The sequence below is a fragment of the Aeromicrobium sp. Leaf350 genome (assembly GCF_916858655.1).
GTDB lineage: Bacteria > Actinomycetota > Actinomycetes > Propionibacteriales > Nocardioidaceae > Aeromicrobium.
On the sequence record NZ_CAKASL010000003.1, the window covers coordinates 582,906 to 603,803 of the forward strand.

A 20,898-nucleotide genomic window follows, 5' to 3' on the forward strand; every position below is an offset into this window, starting at 1 on the left:
GGGATGTCATGGTGCTCATCGCTGCAGTCCTGCTGATCGCCTCGCTCGCCGCGCTCGCGGTCGGTCTCGGCATCGTCGCCACGCCCAACGGCGAGGTGCAACGCCGCGCCCAGGAGTTCGCGCACCGCGAGGAGAAGCTGCCCAAGAAGCGGCTCATGCAGGTCAACCGCCTGCCGCGCGGCTGGGTCGCGAGCTTCACGCCCCCCAGCTTCGTCGACGCGATCGAGCGCAACCTCGTGCTCGCGGGGCGTCCGGCGGCGTGGACGGTCGACAAGGCGGTGACGTACAAGCCGATCGGCCTGGCCGTGGGTTCGCTCTTCTGCCTCGTCATGGTGCTCAAGGGCGGAGCGCCGGCCCTCGTCCTCGTCGGGGTGCTGGCCGTGCCGCTGGGGTACTTCGTGCCGGACCTGCTGATCTACAACATGGCGGTCAAGCGCCAGCAGCAGATCCAGAAGGAGCTGCCCGACCTGCTCGACCAGATCGTCATCTCGATCGAGGCCGGCGTCGGGTTCGAGCAGGCCCTGGCCCGCGCCGGAGAGCGCAACTCCGGACCGCTCGCCGAGGAGGTCATGCGCCTCGTGCAGGACATGACGCTCGGCCTGTCGCGGCGCGAGGCCTACCTCGGTCTCGCCAACCGCACCAGCATCGACGACCTCAAGAACTTCTGTGGGGCCGTCGTGCAGGCCGAGGAGTACGGCATCTCGATCGCGTCGGTCGTGCGCTCGCAGGCCACCGAGCTGCGGCACGCCCGACGGATGCGTGCCGAGGCGGAGGCGCAGAAGGTGCCGGTCAAGATCCTCGTGCCCCTGATGCTCTGCGTGCTGCCCGTGCTCTTCATCATCGTGCTCGGCCCCGCGATCGTCTCTGCCTACGCGCAGTAGACCCGAGACCGTCTGCCCAGGCAGACTCAGACCCGCTCCCTCGGGGGCACAGCCCGGGCCCATCCTGTGAGGGAGGTGGGTCCGGGTCTGTGTCGTTCGGTCTCGTGCCCTCGTTCCTCGGCCACGCGCCCTCTCTTGCTCGCTTCGCTCGTCATGGTGACGGCCGGTGCTGGCCACGGCCCGGAGCCGACTGCTTGACAGGTCACACGGGGTTGTCAAGTTGGTTGACATGTCATACCTTTGTGTCAAGCGAAGCGAGGAGCATGTCATGACGGTGTCAGCAGTGGTCGACGGCCAGCGGGTCGAGTGGACCGACAAGAAGCGCTATCTCTGGATCATGGGAGCGGTCATCCCGCTCATCCCGATGATGATCTGGGGGCTCGTCGCCGCCACCGAGTGGCACGTGTGGTGGTACTTCGGGCCGTTCTTCGTGTTCGTCCTGATCCCGCTGTTCGACCTGGTCGCCGGCCTCGACCCCAACAATCCGCCGGACGAGCTCATCGAGGCGCTCGAGGAGGACCGCTACTACCGCTGGGTCACCTTCGCCTTCATCCCGCTGCAGATCGCCGGGTTCCTGTGGGGCTGCTTCCTGCTCGGCGACGGCACGATCTTCGGCTGGGACCCGTTCACGGCCTCGGTGCTGCCGGGCATCGCCGAGAACCTCACCTGGTACGACAAGGTCGGCCTGGCCACCGGCATGGGCATGGTCGCCGGCATCGGCATCAACACCGCCCACGAGCTCGGTCACAAGAAGGAGGAGCTCGAGCGCTGGTTCGCCCGCGTCGCGCTCGCCCAGACCGCCTACGGCCACTTCTACATCGAGCACAACCGCGGCCACCACGTGCGGGTCGCGACCCCCGAGGACCCGGCGTCCAGCCGCATGGGCGAGACGGTCTGGGAGTTCATGCCCCGCACCGTGATCGGCAGCCTGCGCAGTGCCTGGGAGCTGGAGAAGAAGCGCTTCGCCCGCCTCAAGAAGTCGCCCTACAGCCTCAAGAACGACCTCATCAACGCGTGGATGTTCACCGTGCTGCTCTGGGGCGCCGCGATGGCGGCCTTCGGCTGGCAGATCTTCCCGTACCTCCTGGTCCAGGCGGTCCTCGGCATCTGGCTGCTCGAGAGCGTCAACTACCTCGAGCACTACGGCATGAAGCGCGCGAAGCTCGAGTCCGGCCGCTACGAGCGCGTCAACCCCTCGCACTCGTGGAACAGCAACAACATCGGCACCAACGTGCTGCTGTACCACCTGCAGCGCCACAGCGACCATCACGCCAACCCGACCCGCCGCTACCAGGCGCTCCGCGACTTCAAGGAGGCCCCGGTCCTGCCCACGGGCTACGCCGGCATGATCGTCGCGACCTGGGTCCCGCAGATCTGGCGCCGCGTCATGGACGAACGCGTGCTCGGTCACTACGACGGCGACATCACGCAGGCCAACGTGCATCCGCGCCTGGAGAAGAAGTACTACGAGAAGTACGGTGCGACCCCGCCGCAGGCGGCGCCCGAGGAGGTGGCGGTCTGACATGGCCCAGTTCATCTGTCCCAACTGCGAGTACGTCTACGACGAGGCCAAGGGCGACCCCCGCGAGGGCTGGCCCGCGGGCACGCCGTTCGCCGAGGTCGACGAGGACTGGACGTGCCCGGACTGCGGCGTGCGTGAGCAGGTCGACTTCGTGCCTGTGGAAGAGTTCATCCGCAACGACCAGGACGGCAACGTCATCAGCGCCGAGACGCGCGAGCAGGCGCTGGCCCGGCAGCGGGCCGAGCACCTGAAGGAACAGGAGCAGGCGTGAAGCAGTGGGAGTGCCAGCAGTGCGGATTCCTCTACGACGAGGCCGAGGGCTGGGAGGAAGAGGGATTCCCGCCCGGCACCAAGTGGGAGGACATCCCCGACGACTGGACGTGCCCCGACTGCGGCGCAGCGAAGGCCGACTTCACGATGGTGCAGGTCGGCTGATGCGCGACCGGACGCCAGGTACGGTCGCGGCATGACCGTCGTGACGTTCCGGGCCTCCGTGCAGGGACAGCTGCGCGACCGTCTGCTCGACTCCGCCCAGGGGCAGATCGAGAAGCGGGGCTGGTCGTCGGTCACGATGTCGCGCATCGCCGACGAGGTGGGCGTCAGTCGTCAGACGGTCCACAACGAGCTCGGCACCAAGCGGCAGCTCGCCGAGCACCTCGCGATGCGCGAGCTGGCCCGGTTCCTCGAGGTCGTGCAGGAGCGCATGGCCGGACAGGTCGATGTCGTCGACGCCGTCGTGGCCGCCTGCGAGGGCGCGCTGGAGCTGGGCGAGCGCAGCCTCCTGGTCCGCACCATCGTGGGCTCCGTGCCGGGTGAGCACGACCCCGACCTGCTGGCGATCCTCACGGTCGAGTCCGGCGAGATCATCGACACCGCCGGCGCCGCGGTGAAGCAGTGCATCCTCGACGGCGCGTTCGACCTGCCGCTCACCGACGCCGAGGTCGACGTCGCGGTCGAGAGCGTCGTGCGGCTCGTGCTCTCGGCGATCACGCGCCCCTCGAAGCCGCCGGCCCAGGCGGCCGCCGACATCGGCTGGATCCTGCGACTGGCCCTCAAGGGCGCCCGCGGCTGAAACCTTTTTCGGACGAATGTCCTGAAACGGCGTTTCCCGGGGTACGGTGACCCGAACCTCGGAGGTCGCCGTGATGCGTCGTCTTTTCCTGGCCATGACTCTGATCGCCGTCCCGGTGCTCTTCGTGGCCACGCCCGCCCAGGCAGCGACGCGCACGGTGTGCGCGACCGGCTGCGACTTCACCACGATCCAGGCGGCCGTCACGGCCGCCGACCCGGGTGACGTGATCTCGGTCGGAGCCGGCACCTACCAGGCGTTCGGCGTGATCATCGACAAGCCGCTGACCATCCAGGGAGCGAGCACGGGCACGACGATCATCGACGGCGGCGGTGCGAGCGTCGGCACCGTGCCCGGCATCTTCCGCATCCTGCCCGGCGTGGTCGCCAATGGCACCGGCCAGGTCGTGATCCGCGACCTGACGCTGCGCAACCCCGGCAAGAACACGACGGGATCGCAGTACTTCGGCATCTCGATCGGGGTCAAGCAGGTCACGACCGGCATCACCGACGTCATCCTCGACAACCTCGACCTCCAGGCGAACCAGGACGTCACGCGCCCGGGCTACGGCGTCTACGCCGACGGCGGCCTGACCGGCACGACCGAGCGCGTCGCCCCAAACCTGACGATCACCGACAGCACCTTCACGGGCCACTACTACAACGCCATCGGCGTCGACGCGTGGCGCGGCGACGTCACGATCGCCCGTAACGACCTGCGCGAGGGCGGGTTCGGCAACTCCGCGATCCTCGTCTTCAACGAGTACAGCCCGAGCCGCATCACCGATCCGGTCGTGATCGAGGACAACACGAGCGTCGGTCGACTCGTCTACGTGCGCAACATCGACAACAACGCGACGCTCGACTCGCGCGGCGGGTTCGACGACGTCACGATCCGTCGCAACACCGTGACCGGCCTGGCCGGCACCGACAGCGGCATCCTCGTGAGCACGAACTCGACCGTCGCGACCGATCCCACCCGGTTCGGCAGCGTCCAGATCGCCGACAACGTGATCAGCGGAGACGGCACGTCGACCGACACCCGGGGCGTCACGATCGGCGGCTACGTCATCGACGCGGACGTCACCGGCAACTCCGTCACGGGAGTCGGGCGAGGCGTCTCCGTCGACACGGTCAAGGCCCAGAACCCGCAGAGCGTCACGCTGACGGGCAACCGGCTCATCGGCGACGCCGTCGGCGTGCAGAACGGCACGACGGTCGCGGTCGGCGCGGCCCTGAACTGGTGGGGCTGCGTCGCCGATCCCGCCGGGCCGGTCGTCGCCGGGTGCTCGCCCGCGGTCAACACCGGCACCGGCTCGATCGTCACCGGCCCGTGGCTGCTGCCCGTGCTCTCGGGTCTCCCGACGGCGCCGGTGACGGTCGGCAGCAGCTTCCCGGTCACGGGACGCCTGGCCACGAGCGACGGCTCCGCCTACACGCCGACCGGAGTGCTGGCCACGCTCCCGTTCGGCGCCGCCGCCACCGGAGGCACGGTCGCTCCCACGACCGGCACGCTCGCCGCCGGATCGGCTGTACTCACGTACACCGCTCCCGCAGCTCCGGGTCCGGCCACGCTCACGTTCTCGATCGACCGCGTCGGCGCGGCCGGTGCCGTCGACCCGCGGGTCTACGGCACCGGGGCGACCACCGGTCAGCCGGTCGCCGCGTCGTTCACGGCGATCCCGGCCGTGGTGACCCCGCCGAGCGGTGGTGGTGGCGGCACCACGCCGGGCACGAGCCTCCCGAGCGTCGGCTCGTCGAGTCCCGGCAACGGTGCGCTGCCCGACACGGGTGCCTCGAGCTTCGCCGGCGACCTCACGCGCGGCCTCGCTCTCGCCGCCCTCGGACTGCTGATGGTGGCCGTCGGGATGCGACGCAAGCTGGCTCCGGCGCGGCACCGCGCCTGACGCGTCGTGGTCAGTGGGCGAGCTTGAGGCCCACGACGCACGCGACGATGCCGAGGAGCAGCAGCACCTTGACGATCGACACGGCCTCGTCACCGCTGGCCATCGCGTACCCCGCCGTCAGGGTCGCGCCGATGCCGACCCAGACGGCGTAGGCCGTGCCCACAGGGAGCCCGCGCATCGCGTAGGCCAGTCCGGCCATGCTGGCGACGAGGGCCGTGGCGAACACGACGGACGGGGTGAGCCGGGTGAAGCCCTCCGAGCGACCGAGGGCCGTGGCCCACACGGCCTCGAGGACTCCGGAGACGACCAGGACGATCCAGTGCATGACGATGCTCCTTCGCATCGTCTTGTCGCTGGCCGGGTACGACGCGCCTCGTCCGGGGCCCGGATCGGGCACCTCAGACGCTAGCAAGGCACGGGGTGCCGCCTAGATCCAGGCGCGGAACCACATGCGGGCCTCCCACGCCGAGCGCGGGATCGTCTCACCCGTGAGCACGGGGTGGAACCACCAGAACAGGCCGACCGCCACGAGGACGTAGGTCACGATGCCTCCGATCAGCACCCGGCGCGCCACGACGCCGGCCGCCGCCCAGACGTCGCGCAGCACCAGGCAGATCGCGACGATGATGAACGGCAGCATCGTGACGGCGTAGAACGAGAAGATCGGGCGGTCGTCGTAGCGGAACCACGGCAGCCACAGCGCGGCGATCATCGCGAGCACGAGGCCGTACCGCCAGGCCCGCTCCCAGAGCCACATCGCCGCGCAGGCGACGACGGCGGCCGAGCCCAGCCACCAGACCAGCGGGTTGCCGAGCAGCGTGATGACACGGATGCAGGAGTCGCCCGGGCCGGCTCCGCACATCACGGCGGGCAGGTCGTTCTGCGCCTCGACCGCGACCGGGCGGCTCAGCACGGGCCAGCCCCAGGCGCTCGACTGGTAGGGGTGGGACTGGTCGGCCAGGAAGTCGCCCGTGTGGAAGCGGTAGTCGAGCAGGTGGAACTGCCAGAGCTGGCTGAACCGGTTGCCGTCGCCGAGGTCGAAGCGCTGGGCGTACACCTCGTGGTGGACGAGCCATCCGGTCCACGTCGCGACGTAGACCACGAGGGCCACGACGACGAGCGAGACGAAGGCAGGGCCGCCGACGAACAGGAGCGTGCGGGTCCACCAGTGCAGCAGCGGGGTCTCCGGGTCGCGCCAGGGCGACCTCCAGCGCTGCAGCACCTCCCAGCCGACGACGAGCATGCCGGCGACCGCGAGCGGGAACAGGCCGCTCCACTTCGTCGCCACGGCCATGCCGAAGCAGACGCCGGCGAGCAGCTGCCACGGACGGAGCGGTCGCCAGGACCCGCTGGTCTCGAGGTGGCGCATGATGCGGTCGCGGTCGGCGACGAGACAGGCGACGGCGCACACGATCCAGAACGTGAGGAAGCCGTCGAGCAGCGCGAGGCGCGACATCACGAAGTGCATGCCGTCGACGCAGAGCAGGAGACCGGCGAGGCAGCCGAGCCAGGTCGACCCGGTCAGCCGGCGCACGAGCCGGGCCAGCACCAGCACGGTCAGGGCGCCGACGACGACCGCGCTGATGCGCCAGCCGAAGCCGTCGAGACCGAAGAAGTGCTCGCCGAGCGCGATCATCCACTTGCCGCCCTCGGGATGGGCGACCTGCGTGGGCAGCTCGGTGAACAGGTCGGTGGTCTGGCCGGCCGCGATCTTGTCGTCGGCCCCCGTGACCGCGTCGCGCGCGTAGCCGACCTCGAGCATCGACCACGCGTGCTTGGCGTAGTACGTCTCGTCGAAGAGCAGCTGGTTCGGCGACCCCACGTTCCACACGCGTGTCGCGAACGCCAGGAGCGCGACCCCGATCGGACCGAGCCACCCCCACACGCGTTCGTCGATCCGCCGCACCCGCTCACCCTAGCGACCCCGAGGGGGCGGTGAGTGTTCCACCTTTGACCCCGCGCGAGCGGGTGGGCGGTGAGTGTTCCACCGTATGAGCGCCCATACGGTGGAACACTCACCGGCGTAGGTGGAACACTCACCGCCCCGAGAAATCCCCAGGGTCTGGTCGTGCACAGGGCAGGGAAGTCCGGCCCCGCAGTCGGCCGCCGCTGGGCAGCGTGACGGCATGCAGCGACCCACACCGCTCCCGGCTCACCTGGCGCATCGCGCCTTCCACCGACGCGAGGCGATCGAGGCCGGGCTCACCGACCGCATGCTGGATCACCCGCGGTTCGTGCGAATGCATCCCTGCGTCTTCCGGCTCGCCTCGACCACGCTCGACCGCACGGGTCTCCTGGCCGCCGCCTGCCTGGCGCTGCCCCAGGACGCGGTGGTGAGTCACACGACGCGGCTGGAGATCGCCGGGGTGCACGCCGGCGAGCGGCTGCTGCACTTCACGATCGGTCGCGAGCTGCACCTGACGTACGACGGGGTCATGCTGCATCGCACCGTGAAGCTCCCGCCGACCGACGCGAGCGGCGTCACCATCCCGGCGGCCTGGGTCCAGTCGGCGTCGATCCTTCCGCCGATTCGGGCCGTGGCAGTGGCCGACCGGCTGCTGGCCTCGGGGCTTGCGACGCGCGAGGCGATCGAGGCGGTCGCAGCACGTGACCCGTGGCGGCCCGGGGCCGAGCTCGTCGAGCACCTGATGCCATGGATCGATCCGGCCGCGGCCTCCATCCCGGAGAGCCAGACCCGCACGATCATCCGCGCCGCCTGTCTCGAGGCTCCGGAGGTCAACGCGCGCATCATGGACGGCCCGGACCTCCTGGCCATCGGCGACCTGGTGTTCCGGCGGTGGCGGCTGATCGTGGAGTACGAGGGGCGTCAGCACGCGATGGATCCGCAGCAGTTCGCCTGGGACATCGAGCGCTACCGTCGGCTGCGGGAAGCAGGGTGGAACTACCTCCGCATCACGGCACGCGACCTCGCCAACCCGCGCCGTCTGGTGCGGCTCGTCCACCGTGCCTTGGTGGCCCAGGGCTACGACGGCCCGCCTCCTGAGTTCGGGGTCGTGTGGGAATGGTTGTTCAGGGCTCCTCGGCTGCGCGTTCCCTCCTCGGCGCGCTGACGGGGCGGTGAGTCCTCCACCGAGGTCGGTGAGTGATCCACCGTATGAGCGCTCACAGGGTGGAACACTCACCGCCCAGGGCACCGTCGCGCTCATACGTGGAAGACTCACCGCCCCGGCGGACGGGGGAGCGGAGGGGTGGCACGATGCAGGCATGCTGATCCTCGCGGGCACCTCCATCGGTCAGGTCTCGGACGTCTCCCGGCGCCTCGGGCCCGCGCTGTCGTCGGCCGACGTGGTCGCGGCGGAGGACACGAGACGCCTCGCGCGGCTCACCGCCGAGCTCGGCATCGAGACCCGCGGCCGGATCGTGTCGTTCTTCGAGGGCAACGAGCAGGCCCGCACGACCGAGCTCGTCGACCTGCTGCGGGTCGGCTACTCCGTGGTCCTCGTGACCGACGCGGGCATGCCGAGCATCTCCGACCCGGGCTACCGGCTCGTGGCCGAGGCCGTCGCCGCCGGCATCGACGTCAGCGTGATCCCCGGACCCTCGGCGGTCCTCACGGCCCTCGCGATCTCCGGCCTGCCCGTCGACCGCTTCACCTTCGAGGGCTTCCTGCCGCGCAAGCCCAAGGCCCGCGACCGCTTCCTGGCCGACGTCGCGGCCGAGCGCCGCACGCTGGTCTTCTTCGAGTCCCCGCACCGCACCGAGTCGACCCTCCGCGCGATGCACGCGGTCTTCGGCCCCGAGCGCCGCGTCGTCGTGTGCCGCGAGCTCACCAAGACCTACGAGGAGGTCGTGCGCGGCACGACCCTCGACCTGCTCGAGTGGGTCGAGGGCCTGGAGCAGGGCGTGCGAGGTGAGATCACGATCGTGGTCGAGGGCGCCGCGGCCGAGGAGGTCGAGCTCGACCCCGACGTGCTGGCCGACCTCGTCGACCGTGCCGAGGCCACGGGCCTGAGCCGCAAGGACGCCATCGCGCACGTCGCCAGCACGACCGGCGCACCGAAGAACCTCGTGTACGACGCCGCCCACGCCTGACCGTTCGCCCGCTCACTAGGATTGCGGCATGGCTGATCGGACGTTCTACGTCACCACGCCCATCTTCTACGTCAACGACGCGCCCCACATCGGGCACGGCTACACGCAGACCGTGGGCGACGTGCTGACCCGCTGGCACCGGCAGCGTGGCGAGGGCGTCTGGTACCTCACCGGCGTCGACGAGCACGGGCAGAAGGTGCTCCGCAAGGCCGACGAGAACGGCGCGGCCCCGCAGGACTGGGTCGACGGCCTCGTCGAGCGCGAGTGGAAGCCGATGCTCGAGACGATCGACCTCGCCAACGACGACTTCATCCGCACGTCGGAGGAGCGCCACGCGACCGGCGTCCAGGCGTTCTGGCAGAAGCTCAACGACAACGGCGCCGTCTACCAGGGCGAGTTCTCGGGCTGGTACTCCGTCGGCTCGGAGGAGTTCGTGGGCGAGGACGACGTCGCCGACGGCGAGGGCGACGACGAGGGCCACAAGATCTCCACGCTCGACGGCTCGCGGGTCGAGCACGTGACCGAGTCCAACTACTTCTTCCGGCTGAGCGACTACCAGCAGAAGCTGCTCGACTTCTACGACGCCAACCCCGATTTCGTGCAGCCCGCGTCGGCGCGCAACGAGGTCGTCTCCTTCGTCTCGCGCGGCCTGACCGACCTGTCGATCTCGCGGTCCACGTTCGACTGGGGCATCCCGGTGCCGTGGGACGCCGACCACATCTTCTACGTGTGGATCGAGGCGCTGCTGAACTACGTCACGGCCGTGGGCTACGGGGGCGACGAGGCCGCCGAGAAGCGCTTCGACGACCTGTGGCCGGCCGACCTGCACATCGTCGGCAAGGACATCGTGCGCTTCCACGCGATCATCTGGCCGGCGATGCTGATGGCCGCCGGGCTGCCCGCGCCGAAGAAGGTCTTCGCGCACGGCTGGATCCTCGTGGGCGGGCAGAAGATGTCCAAGAGCAAGGCCAACGGCATCCACCCCACGCAGATCGTCGACACCTTCGGCTCCGACGCCTACCGCTACTACTTCTCCCGCGCGCTGACGTTCGGCAACGACGGCTCGATCTCGTGGGAGGACATCGGCGCGCGCTACCACGCCGAGCTCGCCAACGGCCTCGGCAACCTGGCCTCGCGGGCCGCGGCGATGGTGGGCAAGTACTTCGACGGCGCGCTCCCGCCGGCCGGCGAGCACGGTGACGCCGAGCGCGCGGTGGTCGAGCTCGTGGCCACTGCCACGGCCGATGCCGACGCCGCGATCGACGCCGTCGCGCCGCAGGACGCCGTGGCCGCGATCTGGCGCATCGTCGACGCGCTCAACGGCTACGTCACCGACCAGCAGCCGTGGCAGGTCGCCAAGGACGAGTCGCAGCGCGAGCGCCTCGGCACGATCCTCAACACGACCGTCGAGGGCCTGCGGGCGCTCGCGGTCCTGCTGCACCCCGTCATGCCGAAGGCCACGGCGGTGCTGTGGGAGTCGGTCGGCGGCGCGACGATCGGCGACCTCGCCGAGCAGCGCATCGCCGACGTGCCGCGCTGGGGCCAGGTGCCGGCGGGCACCCCCATCGTCAAGACCGCACCGCTGTTCCCTCGCATCGACCTCACGGAGGAGTGAGTCGATGAGCGGCAGCGCGACCAGCGAGACCGACGAGTGGCCGTGGCCCGACGCGCCTGAGCCGCTGCCGGCCCCGGTCGTCGACAACCACTGCCACCTCGACGTGGGCATCAAGGGCGGTCGGCGCATCGAGGTCGCCGAGGCGCTCGACCGTGCGGCGGCGGTCGGGGTGCCGCGCATCGTCCAGGTGGGGTGCGACCTGGACGACTCGCGCTGGGCCGTAAAGGTGGCGCGGGAGTTCGACGCGATCGTCGCGGCCGTGGCGCTGCACCCGAACGAGGCTCCGCGCCTCGCCGAGACAGGACAGCTCGACGCGGCGATCGCCGAGATCGACGCGCTCGCCGCCGACCCGGTCGTGCGGGCCGTGGGCGAGACGGGCCTCGACTACTTCCGCACGGGCCCCGAGGGCCGCGAGGCCCAGCACCACTCCTTCCGCGAGCACGTGCGCATCGCCAAGAAGCACGACCGCGCCCTCGTGATCCACGACCGCGACGCGCACGCCGACGTGCTCGCGATCCTCGACGACGAGGGCCTCCCCGAACGCACGATCTTCCACTGCTTCTCCGGTGACGCAGCCTTCGCGCGCGAGTGCGTCGAGCGCGGCGCCTACCTCTCGTTCGCGGGCACCGTGACCTTCTCGAACGCCCCGGATCTCCGGGATGCGTTGAAGGTCACACCCGCCGATCGCGTCCTCGTCGAGACCGACGCGCCCTTCCTGACGCCGATGCCGCACCGTGGACGGCCGAACGCGTCGTTCCTCGTGCCGTTCACCCTGCGAAACATGGCCGAAACGCGGGGTGACGACCTGCTCGACCTGTGCCGTCAGGTCGAGGCGAACACCGACCGCGCCTTCGGGGGTGCGTGGCCCCGTCACCAGGTGAGGACAACCTGAAAAGACCGTGAATCCGGGCATTCGGGTTTGACCTGACCCGAATGCTCGTTACGGTGGCACGGCTGACCGAGCGCGTGAAGCGTTGTGCCAACAGACGAGGAAAGCATCTGTGAAGTTCCCCCACCCCCGATTCACCCGACCTGATCTCCTGGCGAAGTTCCGCCGGGGCGAGGACGGCGGAGCCAAGGCCCCCTGGGTCATCGCGCTCAACGTCTTCGTGCTCCTGGTCCTCGGCGGAGGCGCCACGGCGTACGCCGCGATGAGCACCACCGTGGAGCTCACGGTCGACGGCAAGACCGAGACCATCCGCACGTTCGACGGCACCGTCGAAGAGGTCCTCGAGGCCCAGGGCATCGACCTCAAGGAGTCCGACAAGATCAACGTCGACCTGACGTCGGCGCCCTCGTCCGACCAGCCGGTCGTCGTGGAGTACGCCAAGCCCGTCACCGTCACGGTCGACGGCGCCAGCAGCGAGCAGGTCACGTACGCCCCCACCGTGGGCGATCTCCTGGACGAGCACGGCGTCGAGCCGACGTCCGACGACTACGTGTCCGACAAGCACGACAAGCAGATCCCCCGCAAGGGACTCGACGTCGTCGTGAGCTCGGAGAAGAACCTCACCGTCGTCGCCGACGGACAGACCCAGCAGCTCCAGACGGCGGCCCCCACGGTCGCCGAGGTCCTGGACGAGGCCGAGGTCAAGCTCGGCGCCGACGACGAGGTCACGCTGGGCAAGGACGGCTACGTCACGCCCGACGCGGTCCTGCAGGTCGTGCGCATCCAGAAGGAGCAGCGCACCGAGGAGGTCGACGTCCCGTTCGAGACCCAGGTCCAGGAGGACCCGGAGGCCTTCGAGGGCGAGACCACCGTCGTGACGCCCGGCACCCCGGGCAAGGCCACGGAGAAGGTCGACGTCGTGATCGCCGACGGCCAGGTGCGCGACCGCGTCGTGCTCGAGCGCACCGTGACCACCGAGCCGGTGGCCCAGGTCGAGAAGCACGGCACCAAGGCCGCTCCGGTGGCCACGGGTGTCGCGCCCGACGGTGTCTGGGGCGCGCTCGCCCAGTGCGAGTCGGGTGGCAACCCGGCGGCCAACACGGGCAACGGCTACTACGGTCTGTACCAGTTCTCGGCCAGCACGTGGCGCGCCGTCGGCGGCTCCGGCCTGCCGTCGGAGGCCTCCGCCGAGGAGCAGACGATGCGCGCCCAGACGCTCCAGGCGCGTTCGGGCTGGGGCCAGTGGCCCGCCTGCTCGTCGAAGCTGGGTCTGCGCTGAGCAGCGAACCGCCTCACCCCACCGTGCGCCTCCTCGGCGCGACCGACGTCCGTCGGCTCGCCGAGGGGGCGCAGGTGCGTCCCACGAAGCAGAAGGGACAGAACTTCGTCGTCGACGGCAACACGGTGCGTCGCATCGTGCGCGTCGCCGGCGTGCAGCCCGAGGACGTGGTCCTCGAGATCGGCCCTGGCCTCGGGTCGCTGACGCTCGCGCTCGCCGAGGTCGCGCGCCGCGTGGTCGCGGTCGAGATCGACGAGGTCCTCGCCGAGCTCCTGCCGTCGACGATGGCCGAGTTCGCGCCCGGTCGTGACGTCGAGGTCGTGCTCGCCGACGCGATGCACGTGCAGGAGCTGCCCGGCGCCGCGCCGACCGCGCTGGTCGCCAACCTGCCGTACAACGTCTCCGTCCCGGTGCTGCTCCACGTGCTGCAGCGGTTCAGCACGATCCAGCGGGCGCTCGTCATGGTGCAGGCCGAGGTGGCCCACCGGCTCGCCGCGGGCCCCGGCTCGCGCACCTACGGCGTCCCCAGCGTCAAGGCGGCCTGGTACGGAACGGTCGACGCCGCCGGCACGGTCGGTCGCGGCGTCTTCTGGCCGGTGCCGAACGTCGACTCCGAGCTCGTCGCGTGGCGGCGGCACACCGAGCCGCTGGGCGACGAGACGGCTCGCCGCCGCACCTTCGCGGTCGTCGACGCGGCCTTCGCCCAACGGCGCAAGACCCTGCGCTCGGCCCTCTCCGGCCTCGCCGGGTCAGGAGTGGACGCCGAGGCGGCCCTGGTGGCCGCGGGCATCGATCCCCGCACGCGTGGCGAGCAGCTCGACGTCCTCGCGTTCCGCGCCGTGGCGCAGCACATGACGTCGCTCGACGCCGGGGTGCCCGGCCGCAAGGAGCGCCCGTCGCGATGACGGCTAGGTTGGTCGGGTGACGTCGACCACCGTGAGGGCGCCCGCCAAGATCAACCTCGGTCTGTCGGTGGGCCCGCTTCGCGACGACGGCTTCCACGAGCTCGCCACGGTCTACATGGCGCTCGACCTCCACGACACGGTGCGGGTCTCGCTGCGCGACGACGACCAGGTCACCGTCGCGGTGCACGCCGACGCCGATGGTCGCGCCGAGTCGACGGCGGTGCCCCTCGACGCCGACAACCTCGCGGTGCGGGCGGTCGAGATGCTCCGCAGCGCGGCGGGTGTCACGACGGGTGTCGACCTCATGATCCGCAAGGTCATCCCGGTCGCCGGCGGCATGGCGGGCGGCTCCTCGGACGCCGCCGCCGCGCTGGTCGGCGCCAACGCCGAGCTGGGGCTGGGCTGGAGCCGCGAGGCCCTGGCGGAGCTCGCGGCCGACCTCGGCAGCGACGTCCCGTTCCTGCTGCACGGCGGGGTCGGCATCGGCACGGGGCGGGGTGAGCAGATCTCGCCCGTGCTCTCGCGGGGCCGCTACGCGTTCCTCGTCGTCGTCGCCAGCGAGGGGCTCTCCACGCCCGAGGTCTACGCCGAGTTCGACCGCCTCGAGCCCGACCCGGCTCCGCCGCACGTCGCCCCGGAGCTCATGTCCGCCTTGCGGGGCCACGACGCCGAGCGGCTCGGTGAGCACCTCACCAACGACCTCGAGGCCGCCGCGCTCTCGCTGCGTCCCGAGCTCGACCGCGTCCTGCAGATCGGGGTCGACGCGGGGGCTCTCGCCGGCATCGTCTCCGGCTCCGGGCCGACGTGCGTGTTCCTGCTCGAGGACGACGCCGACGCCCAGCAGCTCACGGCCGAGCTGTGGTCGGCTCCCGGCTGTGCCGACGTCATCCACACCCACGGCCCGGCGTCCGGCGCCCGCATCATCGCGTGAACCCGCTCATCGTCGGCGAGGGCGTCGTGATCGACGTCCCGGCCAAGCGCGTGCTCGACGGGGTCACGGTCGGCATCGGTGAGGGCGACAAGATCGGCGTCGTCGGTCGCAACGGTGACGGCAAGTCGACCCTCATGGGAGCCCTCGCCCGCAAGCGCGAGCTCGACGCCGGCCGCATCACGTGGCGGCGCGACCTCCGGGTCGGGTTCCTCGACCAGGCCGACTCGCTGGCCGACGACGCCACGGTCGGCGCGGTCGTGGTGGGCGACCGACCCGACCACGAGTGGGCGGGCGACCCCCGCATCCGCGACATCGTGGCGGGGCTGCTCGGCGACGTCGCGTGGGACGCGGAGATCGGCTCCCTGAGCGGTGGCCAGCGCCGCCGCACCGCCCTCGCGGCACTGCTGGCGGGGGAGTGGGACGTGCTGTTCCTCGACGAGCCGACCAACCACCTCGACGTCGAGGGCATCGACTGGCTCGCGCGGCACCTGAACGCCTGGGCGGTGCGCGACCGCGCCCTCGCCGTGGTGACCCACGACCGGTGGTTCCTCGACGCCGTCTGCACCACCACGTGGGAGGTGCACGACGCGATCGTCGAGGCGTTCGAGGGCGGCTACGCCGCCTACGTCCTGCAGCGGGTCGAGCGCGACCGCCAGGCCTCGGTCATCGAGGGGCGACGGCAGAACCTCATGCGCAAGGAGCTCGCCTGGCTGCGCCGCGGCGCCCCGGCGCGCACGTCGAAGCCGAAGTTCCGCATCGACGCGGCGACCGAGCTGATCTCGAACGAGCCGCCCCCGCGCGACACGGTCGAGCTGAAGAAGATGGCCACCTCCCGCCTCGGCCGCGACGTCGTCGACATCCTCGACGTCTCGGTCTCGTACGGCGACAAGCAGGTCCTGGACCACGTCGAGTGGCGGATCGGGCCGGGCGAGCGGGCCGGGATCCTGGGCCGCAACGGCGCCGGCAAGTCGACGCTGCTCGGCCTCGTGACCGGCGAGGTGCTGCCGACGGGCGGCAAGGTCAAGCGGGGCAAGACCGTGAAGATCGCGACGCTGACCCAGTCGCTGGCCGAGCTCGACGCCGTGGCGAACGACCGGGTCACCGACGTCATCTCGCGGCAGCGGACGTCGGTCGTGGCGGGCGGCAAGGAACAGACGCCCACCCAGCTGCTGGAGCAGCTCGGCTTCCGCACCGGACAGCTCTCGACACCGGTCAAGGACCTCTCGGGCGGGCAGCGTCGGCGGTTGCAGCTGCTGCTCGTGCTCCTCGAGGAGCCGAACGTGCTGATCCTCGACGAGCCCACCAACGATCTCGACACCGACATGCTCGCCGCGGTCGAGGACCTGCTCGACACCTGGCCCGGCACCCTGCTGGTCGTCTCGCACGACCGCTACCTGCTCGAGCGCGTCACGGACCACCAGTTCGCCGTGGTCGACGGGCACCTGCGGCACCTGCCGGGCGGGGTCGACCAGTACCTGACGCTGGCCGGGGGAGCCGGTGCCGGCCGCACGGAGTCGTCGACGCGACCCGACACCGCGGGCGCGACGGCCGGCGCGGCGGCGCCGGCTCGCGACGCGCAGCAGGATCGCGAGCTCCGCAAGGAGCTCACGCGGGTCGAGCGCTGGATCAAGCAGTCCGACCAGCGCACCAAGGAGCTCGAGGCGCTGATGGCCGAGCACGCCTCGGACGGCCCGCGCCTGACCGAGCTCGCGACCGAGCACGCCGAGGTCGCGACCCGCCTGGCCGAGCTCGAGGACCGCTGGCTGGAGATCTCCGACGACCTGGGCTGAGGTCCGGTTCGATGCCGCTCAGGGAGTGCGGAACGGCACCATCAGCGTGCGCAGGGCCGTGGCGAGGCTCTCGGCCTCGGCGGCTGACAGGTTCTCCAGGAGACCGGCCTCGCTGCGCATGAGCTCGGCGATCGCGCCGTCGACCTGCTCGCGGCCCGCGCCGGTCAGCTGCACGAGCACGCCACGGCGGTCGCCCGGATCGGGCTGACGCTCGACCAGTCCGCGGGCCGTGAGCCGGTCGACGCGGTTCGTCATGGTGCCGCTCGTGACATGGGTCTGGGCGACGAGGCGACCGGGGGAGAGCGCGTAGGGCTCGCCGGAGCGGCGCAGGGCGGCCAGCACGTCGAACTCCCACGACTCCAGGCCGTGGGTTGCAAAGGCCTCCTTGCGCACGTTGTCGACGTGACGCGCGAGGCGTGAGACGCGACTCAGCACCTGCATCGGGCTGACGTCGAGGTCGGGTCGCTCGCGGAGCCAGGCCTCGACGATCTCGTCGACCTCGTCGGCTCGCTCGGACATGCCGCCACGCTACTCCTCGAGATTCTTGATGTCGAGATTCTTGATCGGCTCGGTGGGCAGGTCTAGCGTGGCGGCATGTCCTCCCTCGACAGCGTCGTGGCCGCAGGCGCGGCCCACCAGTCCGCCCTGCTCGCCGCCGGTGAGATCACTTCGCGCGAGCTCACGGAAGCCACGCTCGCGGCGATCGCCCGGGAGAACCCGCGGATCAACGCGGTCGTCGAGGTGCTCGACGAGGAGGCGCTCGCGGGGGCCGACGAGGCCGACCGCCGGCGTCCCGAGGGCACGGCCGGCCCGCTGACCGGCGTGCCGATCGCGCTGAAGAACGACCTCGACGTCGCCGGGCACGTGACGACGCTCGGCAGCCGGGCCGTCACCCGCACGGCGACCGAGGACGGCGAGCTCGTCGCCCACCTCCGACGCGCGGGTGCCGTGCCGGTGGCGACCACGACGCTGCCGGAGCTCATGATCGTCGGCTTCACGGAGCCGGCGATCTCCGGCGTGACCCGGAACCCGATCGATCCGAGCCGCACGAGTGGCGGCTCATCGGGCGGCTCGTCGGCGCTCGTGGCCGCGGGTGCGGTGGGCATCGCGACGGCCTCCGACGGCGCGGGCTCGATCCGCATCCCCGCCGCCACCTGCGGTCTCGTCGGGTTCAAGCCCACGAACGGGACCGTGCCCGGATCGGGCGGGTGGTGCGGGCTCTCCACGCAGGGCTGCGTCACCCCGACCGTGGCCGACACCGCCCTCTACCTCGACGAGATCGGGACCTTCGCCGGCTCGCTGGTCGAGGCCGCAGCGTCGGCCTCCCCGGGTGCCCTGCGCATCGGGCTCACCCGCAGTGCCGCCGCCGCGACCCGGGCCGCGAAGCTCGACCCCGAGGTCGACGCCGCGCTCGAGCGCACGGCTGCGCTGCTGCGCGCCGCGGGCCACACCGTGGTGGAGGTCGACGTGGCCTACGGGCTCCGGGCGAAGTCGGCCACGCTCCGGTACCTCGGCGGCATCGCGGAGTCGGTCGAGCGGCTCGACGACGCGTCACTGCTCGAGCCGCGCACGCGCGGCATCGTGCGGCTCGGCAAGCCGGTCCCGCAGCGCGCGATCGCCTGGGCCAAGCGGGCTGGCGAGCAATTCGGCCGAACGGTCCACGACGACCTCGGGGTCGACGTGCTCCTGTCGCCCGTCATGACCTCGACGGCGCTGCCGGTGGGACCGTGGAGCGATCTCGGCCCACTGCGCCTGATCCTGGCGATGAACGCGTTCTACCCGTACACCGTGCAGTGGAACCACGCGGGCGTCCCCGCCGTCTCGATGCCGGCGGGGCGAGCGGGCGACGGTCTGCCGCTCGCGGTCCAGCTCGTCGGCCGCCACGGTGACGACGTGCGGCTCATGGCGCTCTCCGCCCAGCTCGAGGCGGCCCAGGGAGCGGTGGGAGCGTGACCCGCTGGGACCCGAGCCTCTACCTCCAGCACGCCGGCGACCGCGGCCGGCCGTTCGTGGAGCTGCTGGCCCGCGTGCCCGCCACCGCACCGGCGAGGGTGCTCGACCTCGGCTGCGGGGCCGGCAACCTGTCGTCGGTCATCCGCGACCGCTGGCCGGGGGCCGACGTGCTCGGGGTCGGCGCCTCGGAGGAGATGATCGCCCACGCGCGCGAGGTCGACCCCGACGGCCGGTACGAGGTCGCGGACGTCAACGCGCTCACGCCCGACGGCCCGTACGACGTGATCGTCTCGAACGCGATGTTCCAGTGGCTCCCGGACGCGTTCGCGGTGATCACGCGGCTGCTCGACGCCGTGCAGGACGGCGGGGCCTTCGCCGTGCAGGTGCCCGACAACCAGGACGCGCCGAGTCACCGCCTCATGCGTGAGGTCGCCGCGCGGCCGGCGTTCGCCGACCACACGCAGGGCGTCCGCGAGTTCTCGGCCACCGACGCCCCTGCCTACCTCGAGCTGTTCGCGGGGCTCGGCTGGACCGCGGACGTCTGGACGACCGAGTACCTGCACGTGCTGGAGGGCGACGACGCCGTCTGGGGCTGGGTGTCCGGCACGGGTGCGCGCCCCTACGTCCAGGCGCTGCCCGATGGCCTGCGCGAGCAGTTCGTCGCCGAGTACCAGGCCGAGCTCCGCGCCGCCTATCCGCAGCGCGACTGGGGCACGGTGTTCCCGTTCGCCCGCACGTTCGCGGTGGCGACCCGTCCGGACCGGTAGCCTGATTCCGGCACGATCCCCGGTTGGTCTGCCGGCAGGGCCCGCCTGACTTTGAATCAGGACAAGCGACGCAGGTTCGACTCCTGCCCGGGGAGCCACGTCCGCCCAGATGTGTGGACTTTCGCCCCGTTTCGGGTCGGGAAATGGGGCGGAGCTCCACACATCTCGGCGGAGCGGGTGGGGTCAGGCGTCGCGGGGGGGCGTACATGATCAGCGCCACGCCGACGAGGCAGACCATCGCGCCGGCGACGTCCCAGCGGTCAGGCTTGAAGCCGTCGACGGCCATGCCCCAGGCGAGCGACCCCGCCACGAACACCCCGCCGTACGCCGCGAGGATCCGCCCGAAGCTGGCGTCGGGCTGCAGCGTCGCGACGAAGCCGTAGACGCCGAGCGCAATCACGCCGCCCCCGACCCAGAGCAGGCCCTTGTTCTCGCGGACGCCCTGCCACACGAGCCAGGCACCGCCGATCTCGAACAGCGCGGCGACGAGGAAGAGGACGATCGAGCGGGTCACGGTCACCCGTCGACGGTACCGGCGCGAGCGCCGACGCCGTGCGGCCCTGCGCCCGCGCACGTAGATTCGACGGAGACGGTGGAACCCGACGAGGGGAGTGGCGATGCGCTGGGTCCGCAGGTCGGTGTGGGACGTCGTGCCCCGGGACCAGCAGGACACCCCGGAGGGGCTCCGGCGCCGCCAGGTCGTCGTGGTGGCCACCGTCGTGGTCGGGGCGGTGCTCCTCGGGATCTCGCTGCGCCTCGAGCCCGGCAGCGTGTCGTTCTACGTGGCGACGCTCGCGCTCGCAGGGGTCTGGGCCGCGGGTGCGTTCGTGTCGGGTCGCCTGCACGCCGGGCGGATCGCCTCGCGCCCCGCACCGGACATCACGGTCCGCCCGATCGTCGAGCCGATCCTGTTGGGGCTGGCCCTCGCGCTGCTCTTCGTCGTCGGCGGGCTCGTCGTGCGGGAGATCCCGTGGCTGTTCGACCAGGTGCGTTCCGTCACCGACTTCGCCGACCAGGGCGCGATCTGGCTCGTCGTCATCGTGACCGCGGTGAACGGCATCGCGGAGGAGCTCTTCTGGCGAGGCGCGGCCTACGCGGCGATCCCGCGCAACCCCGTCGCCTGGACGACGATCGCCTACGTGCTCGCGACCCTCGGCACGGGCAACGTGATGCTGGCCTTCGCGGCGATCCTGCTCGGTGCCATCGTGGGGCTGCAGCGCCGGGCCTCGGGTGGCGTGCTGGCGCCGATCCTCACGCACTGCACGTGGTCGATCTCGATGCTGTTCGTGCTGCCGGTGCTGTTCGCCTGACGGAGGTCCTCGGCTGAGGGAAGGGCGG

At 71.2% G+C, this 20,898-nt stretch carries 20 protein-coding genes, 1 tRNA gene, 1 pseudogene and 1 riboswitch; of the genes and pseudogenes, 18 read left to right on the top strand and 4 right to left on the bottom strand.

Features of this window, described 5'->3' with window-relative positions; genetic code table 11:
* The first annotated feature begins 8 nt into the window (after positions 1-8).
* From LO931_RS16525 to LO931_RS16550, 6 genes are all read left to right on the top strand, one after another.
* Positions 9-881, top strand: coding sequence for a type II secretion system F family protein (locus LO931_RS16525; RefSeq protein WP_229054964.1), 873 nt, complete (start codon positions 9-11; stop codon positions 879-881).
* 268 nt (positions 882-1,149) lie between these two features.
* Positions 1,150-2,403, top strand: coding sequence for an alkane 1-monooxygenase (locus tag LO931_RS16530; RefSeq protein ID WP_229054965.1), 1,254 nt, complete (start codon positions 1,150-1,152; stop codon positions 2,401-2,403).
* 1 nt (position 2,404) lies between these two features.
* Positions 2,405-2,674, top strand: coding sequence for a rubredoxin (locus tag LO931_RS17605; protein WP_304523520.1), 270 nt, complete (start codon positions 2,405-2,407; stop codon positions 2,672-2,674).
* A complete protein-coding gene (locus LO931_RS16540) occupies positions 2,671-2,838 on the top strand; it encodes a rubredoxin (RefSeq protein WP_229054966.1) in 168 nt (55 codons plus the stop codon). Before LO931_RS17605 ends, LO931_RS16540 begins: the two co-directional genes overlap by 4 nt.
* A 31-nt stretch (positions 2,839-2,869) precedes the next feature.
* Entirely contained in the window at positions 2,870-3,475 is a 606-nt protein-coding gene (locus tag LO931_RS16545) for a TetR family transcriptional regulator (RefSeq protein ID WP_229054967.1), read from the top strand.
* A gap of 73 nt (positions 3,476-3,548) precedes the next feature.
* Entirely contained in the window at positions 3,549-5,378 is a 1,830-nt protein-coding gene (locus LO931_RS16550) for a hypothetical protein (protein ID WP_229054968.1), read from the top strand.
* Positions 5,379-5,388: 10 nt separating this feature from the next.
* On the opposite strand, the gene LO931_RS16555 is transcribed toward LO931_RS16550, so the two are convergent.
* Entirely contained in the window at positions 5,389-5,703 is a 315-nt protein-coding gene (locus LO931_RS16555; protein WP_229054969.1) for a multidrug efflux SMR transporter, read from the bottom strand.
* 11 nt (positions 5,704-5,714) lie between these two features.
* Positions 5,715-5,778, bottom strand: a riboswitch (guanidine-III (ykkC-III) riboswitch).
* Positions 5,779-5,805: 27 nt separating this feature from the next.
* Positions 5,806-7,284 carry a dolichyl-phosphate-mannose--protein mannosyltransferase gene (locus LO931_RS16560; RefSeq protein ID WP_229054970.1) on the bottom strand — a complete coding sequence of 493 codons (1,479 nt, stop codon included), beginning with the start codon at positions 7,282-7,284 and terminating at the stop codon, positions 5,806-5,808.
* Positions 7,285-7,504: 220 nt separating this feature from the next.
* On the opposite strand from LO931_RS16560, the gene LO931_RS16565 reads away from it, so the two are divergent.
* From LO931_RS16565 to LO931_RS16605, 8 genes are all read left to right on the top strand, one after another.
* Positions 7,505-8,449, top strand: a complete 945-nt coding sequence (locus LO931_RS16565) for a hypothetical protein (protein ID WP_229054971.1) — start codon at positions 7,505-7,507, stop codon at positions 8,447-8,449.
* A gap of 154 nt (positions 8,450-8,603) precedes the next feature.
* Positions 8,604-9,431 carry a 16S rRNA (cytidine(1402)-2'-O)-methyltransferase gene (gene rsmI, locus LO931_RS16570; protein WP_229054972.1) on the top strand — a complete coding sequence of 276 codons (828 nt, stop codon included), beginning with the start codon at positions 8,604-8,606 and terminating at the stop codon, positions 9,429-9,431.
* Positions 9,432-9,459: 28 nt separating this feature from the next.
* On the top strand, positions 9,460-11,046 hold the full coding sequence (gene metG / locus LO931_RS16575; protein WP_229054973.1) for a methionine--tRNA ligase: 1,587 nt from the start codon (positions 9,460-9,462) through the stop codon (positions 11,044-11,046).
* 4 nt (positions 11,047-11,050) lie between these two features.
* Entirely contained in the window at positions 11,051-11,938 is an 888-nt protein-coding gene (locus LO931_RS16580; protein WP_229054974.1) for a TatD family hydrolase, read from the top strand.
* 109 nt (positions 11,939-12,047) lie between these two features.
* Positions 12,048-13,214 (top strand): resuscitation-promoting factor, encoded by a 1,167-nt coding sequence (locus LO931_RS17610; RefSeq protein WP_304523521.1) that lies wholly within the window; start codon positions 12,048-12,050, stop codon positions 13,212-13,214.
* A gap of 74 nt (positions 13,215-13,288) precedes the next feature.
* Entirely contained in the window at positions 13,289-14,119 is an 831-nt protein-coding gene (gene rsmA / locus LO931_RS16595) for a 16S rRNA (adenine(1518)-N(6)/adenine(1519)-N(6))-dimethyltransferase RsmA (protein ID WP_229054975.1), read from the top strand.
* Positions 14,120-14,135: 16 nt separating this feature from the next.
* Positions 14,136-15,050, top strand: a complete 915-nt coding sequence (locus tag LO931_RS16600) for a 4-(cytidine 5'-diphospho)-2-C-methyl-D-erythritol kinase (RefSeq protein ID WP_229054976.1) — start codon at positions 14,136-14,138, stop codon at positions 15,048-15,050.
* On the top strand, positions 15,047-16,840 hold the full coding sequence (locus LO931_RS16605) for an ABC-F family ATP-binding cassette domain-containing protein (RefSeq protein ID WP_229054977.1): 1,794 nt from the start codon (positions 15,047-15,049) through the stop codon (positions 16,838-16,840). The genes LO931_RS16600 and LO931_RS16605 overlap by 4 nt, the downstream gene beginning before the upstream one ends.
* Positions 16,841-16,858: 18 nt before the next feature.
* Here the strand turns inward: LO931_RS16605 and LO931_RS16610 are convergent, their stop codons facing one another.
* A complete protein-coding gene (locus tag LO931_RS16610; RefSeq protein ID WP_229054978.1) occupies positions 16,859-17,359 on the bottom strand; it encodes a MarR family winged helix-turn-helix transcriptional regulator in 501 nt (166 codons plus the stop codon).
* Positions 17,360-17,434: 75 nt separating this feature from the next.
* Between LO931_RS16610 and LO931_RS16615 the strand changes: the two genes are divergently transcribed.
* From LO931_RS16615 to LO931_RS16625, 3 genes are all read left to right on the top strand, one after another.
* Complete coding sequence (locus LO931_RS16615; protein WP_229054979.1) at positions 17,435-18,793, top strand: amidase; 1,359 nt, start codon at positions 17,435-17,437, stop codon at positions 18,791-18,793.
* Entirely contained in the window at positions 18,790-19,560 is a 771-nt protein-coding gene (locus LO931_RS16620) for a methyltransferase domain-containing protein (protein WP_229054980.1), read from the top strand. The genes LO931_RS16615 and LO931_RS16620 overlap by 4 nt, the downstream gene beginning before the upstream one ends.
* A 16-nt stretch (positions 19,561-19,576) precedes the next feature.
* A tRNA-Gln gene (locus LO931_RS16625) sits at positions 19,577-19,658 on the top strand.
* A gap of 98 nt (positions 19,659-19,756) precedes the next feature.
* Here the strand turns inward: LO931_RS16625 and LO931_RS16630 are convergent.
* Positions 19,757-20,080, bottom strand: a pseudogene (locus tag LO931_RS16630) (YnfA family protein); the annotation flags it as partial.
* A 97-nt stretch (positions 20,081-20,177) separates the two neighbouring features.
* On the opposite strand from LO931_RS16630, the gene LO931_RS16635 reads away from it, so the two are divergent.
* Positions 20,178-20,870, top strand: coding sequence for a CPBP family intramembrane glutamic endopeptidase (locus LO931_RS16635; RefSeq protein ID WP_229054981.1), 693 nt, complete (start codon positions 20,178-20,180; stop codon positions 20,868-20,870).
* The last annotated feature ends 28 nt before the right edge of the window (positions 20,871-20,898 follow it).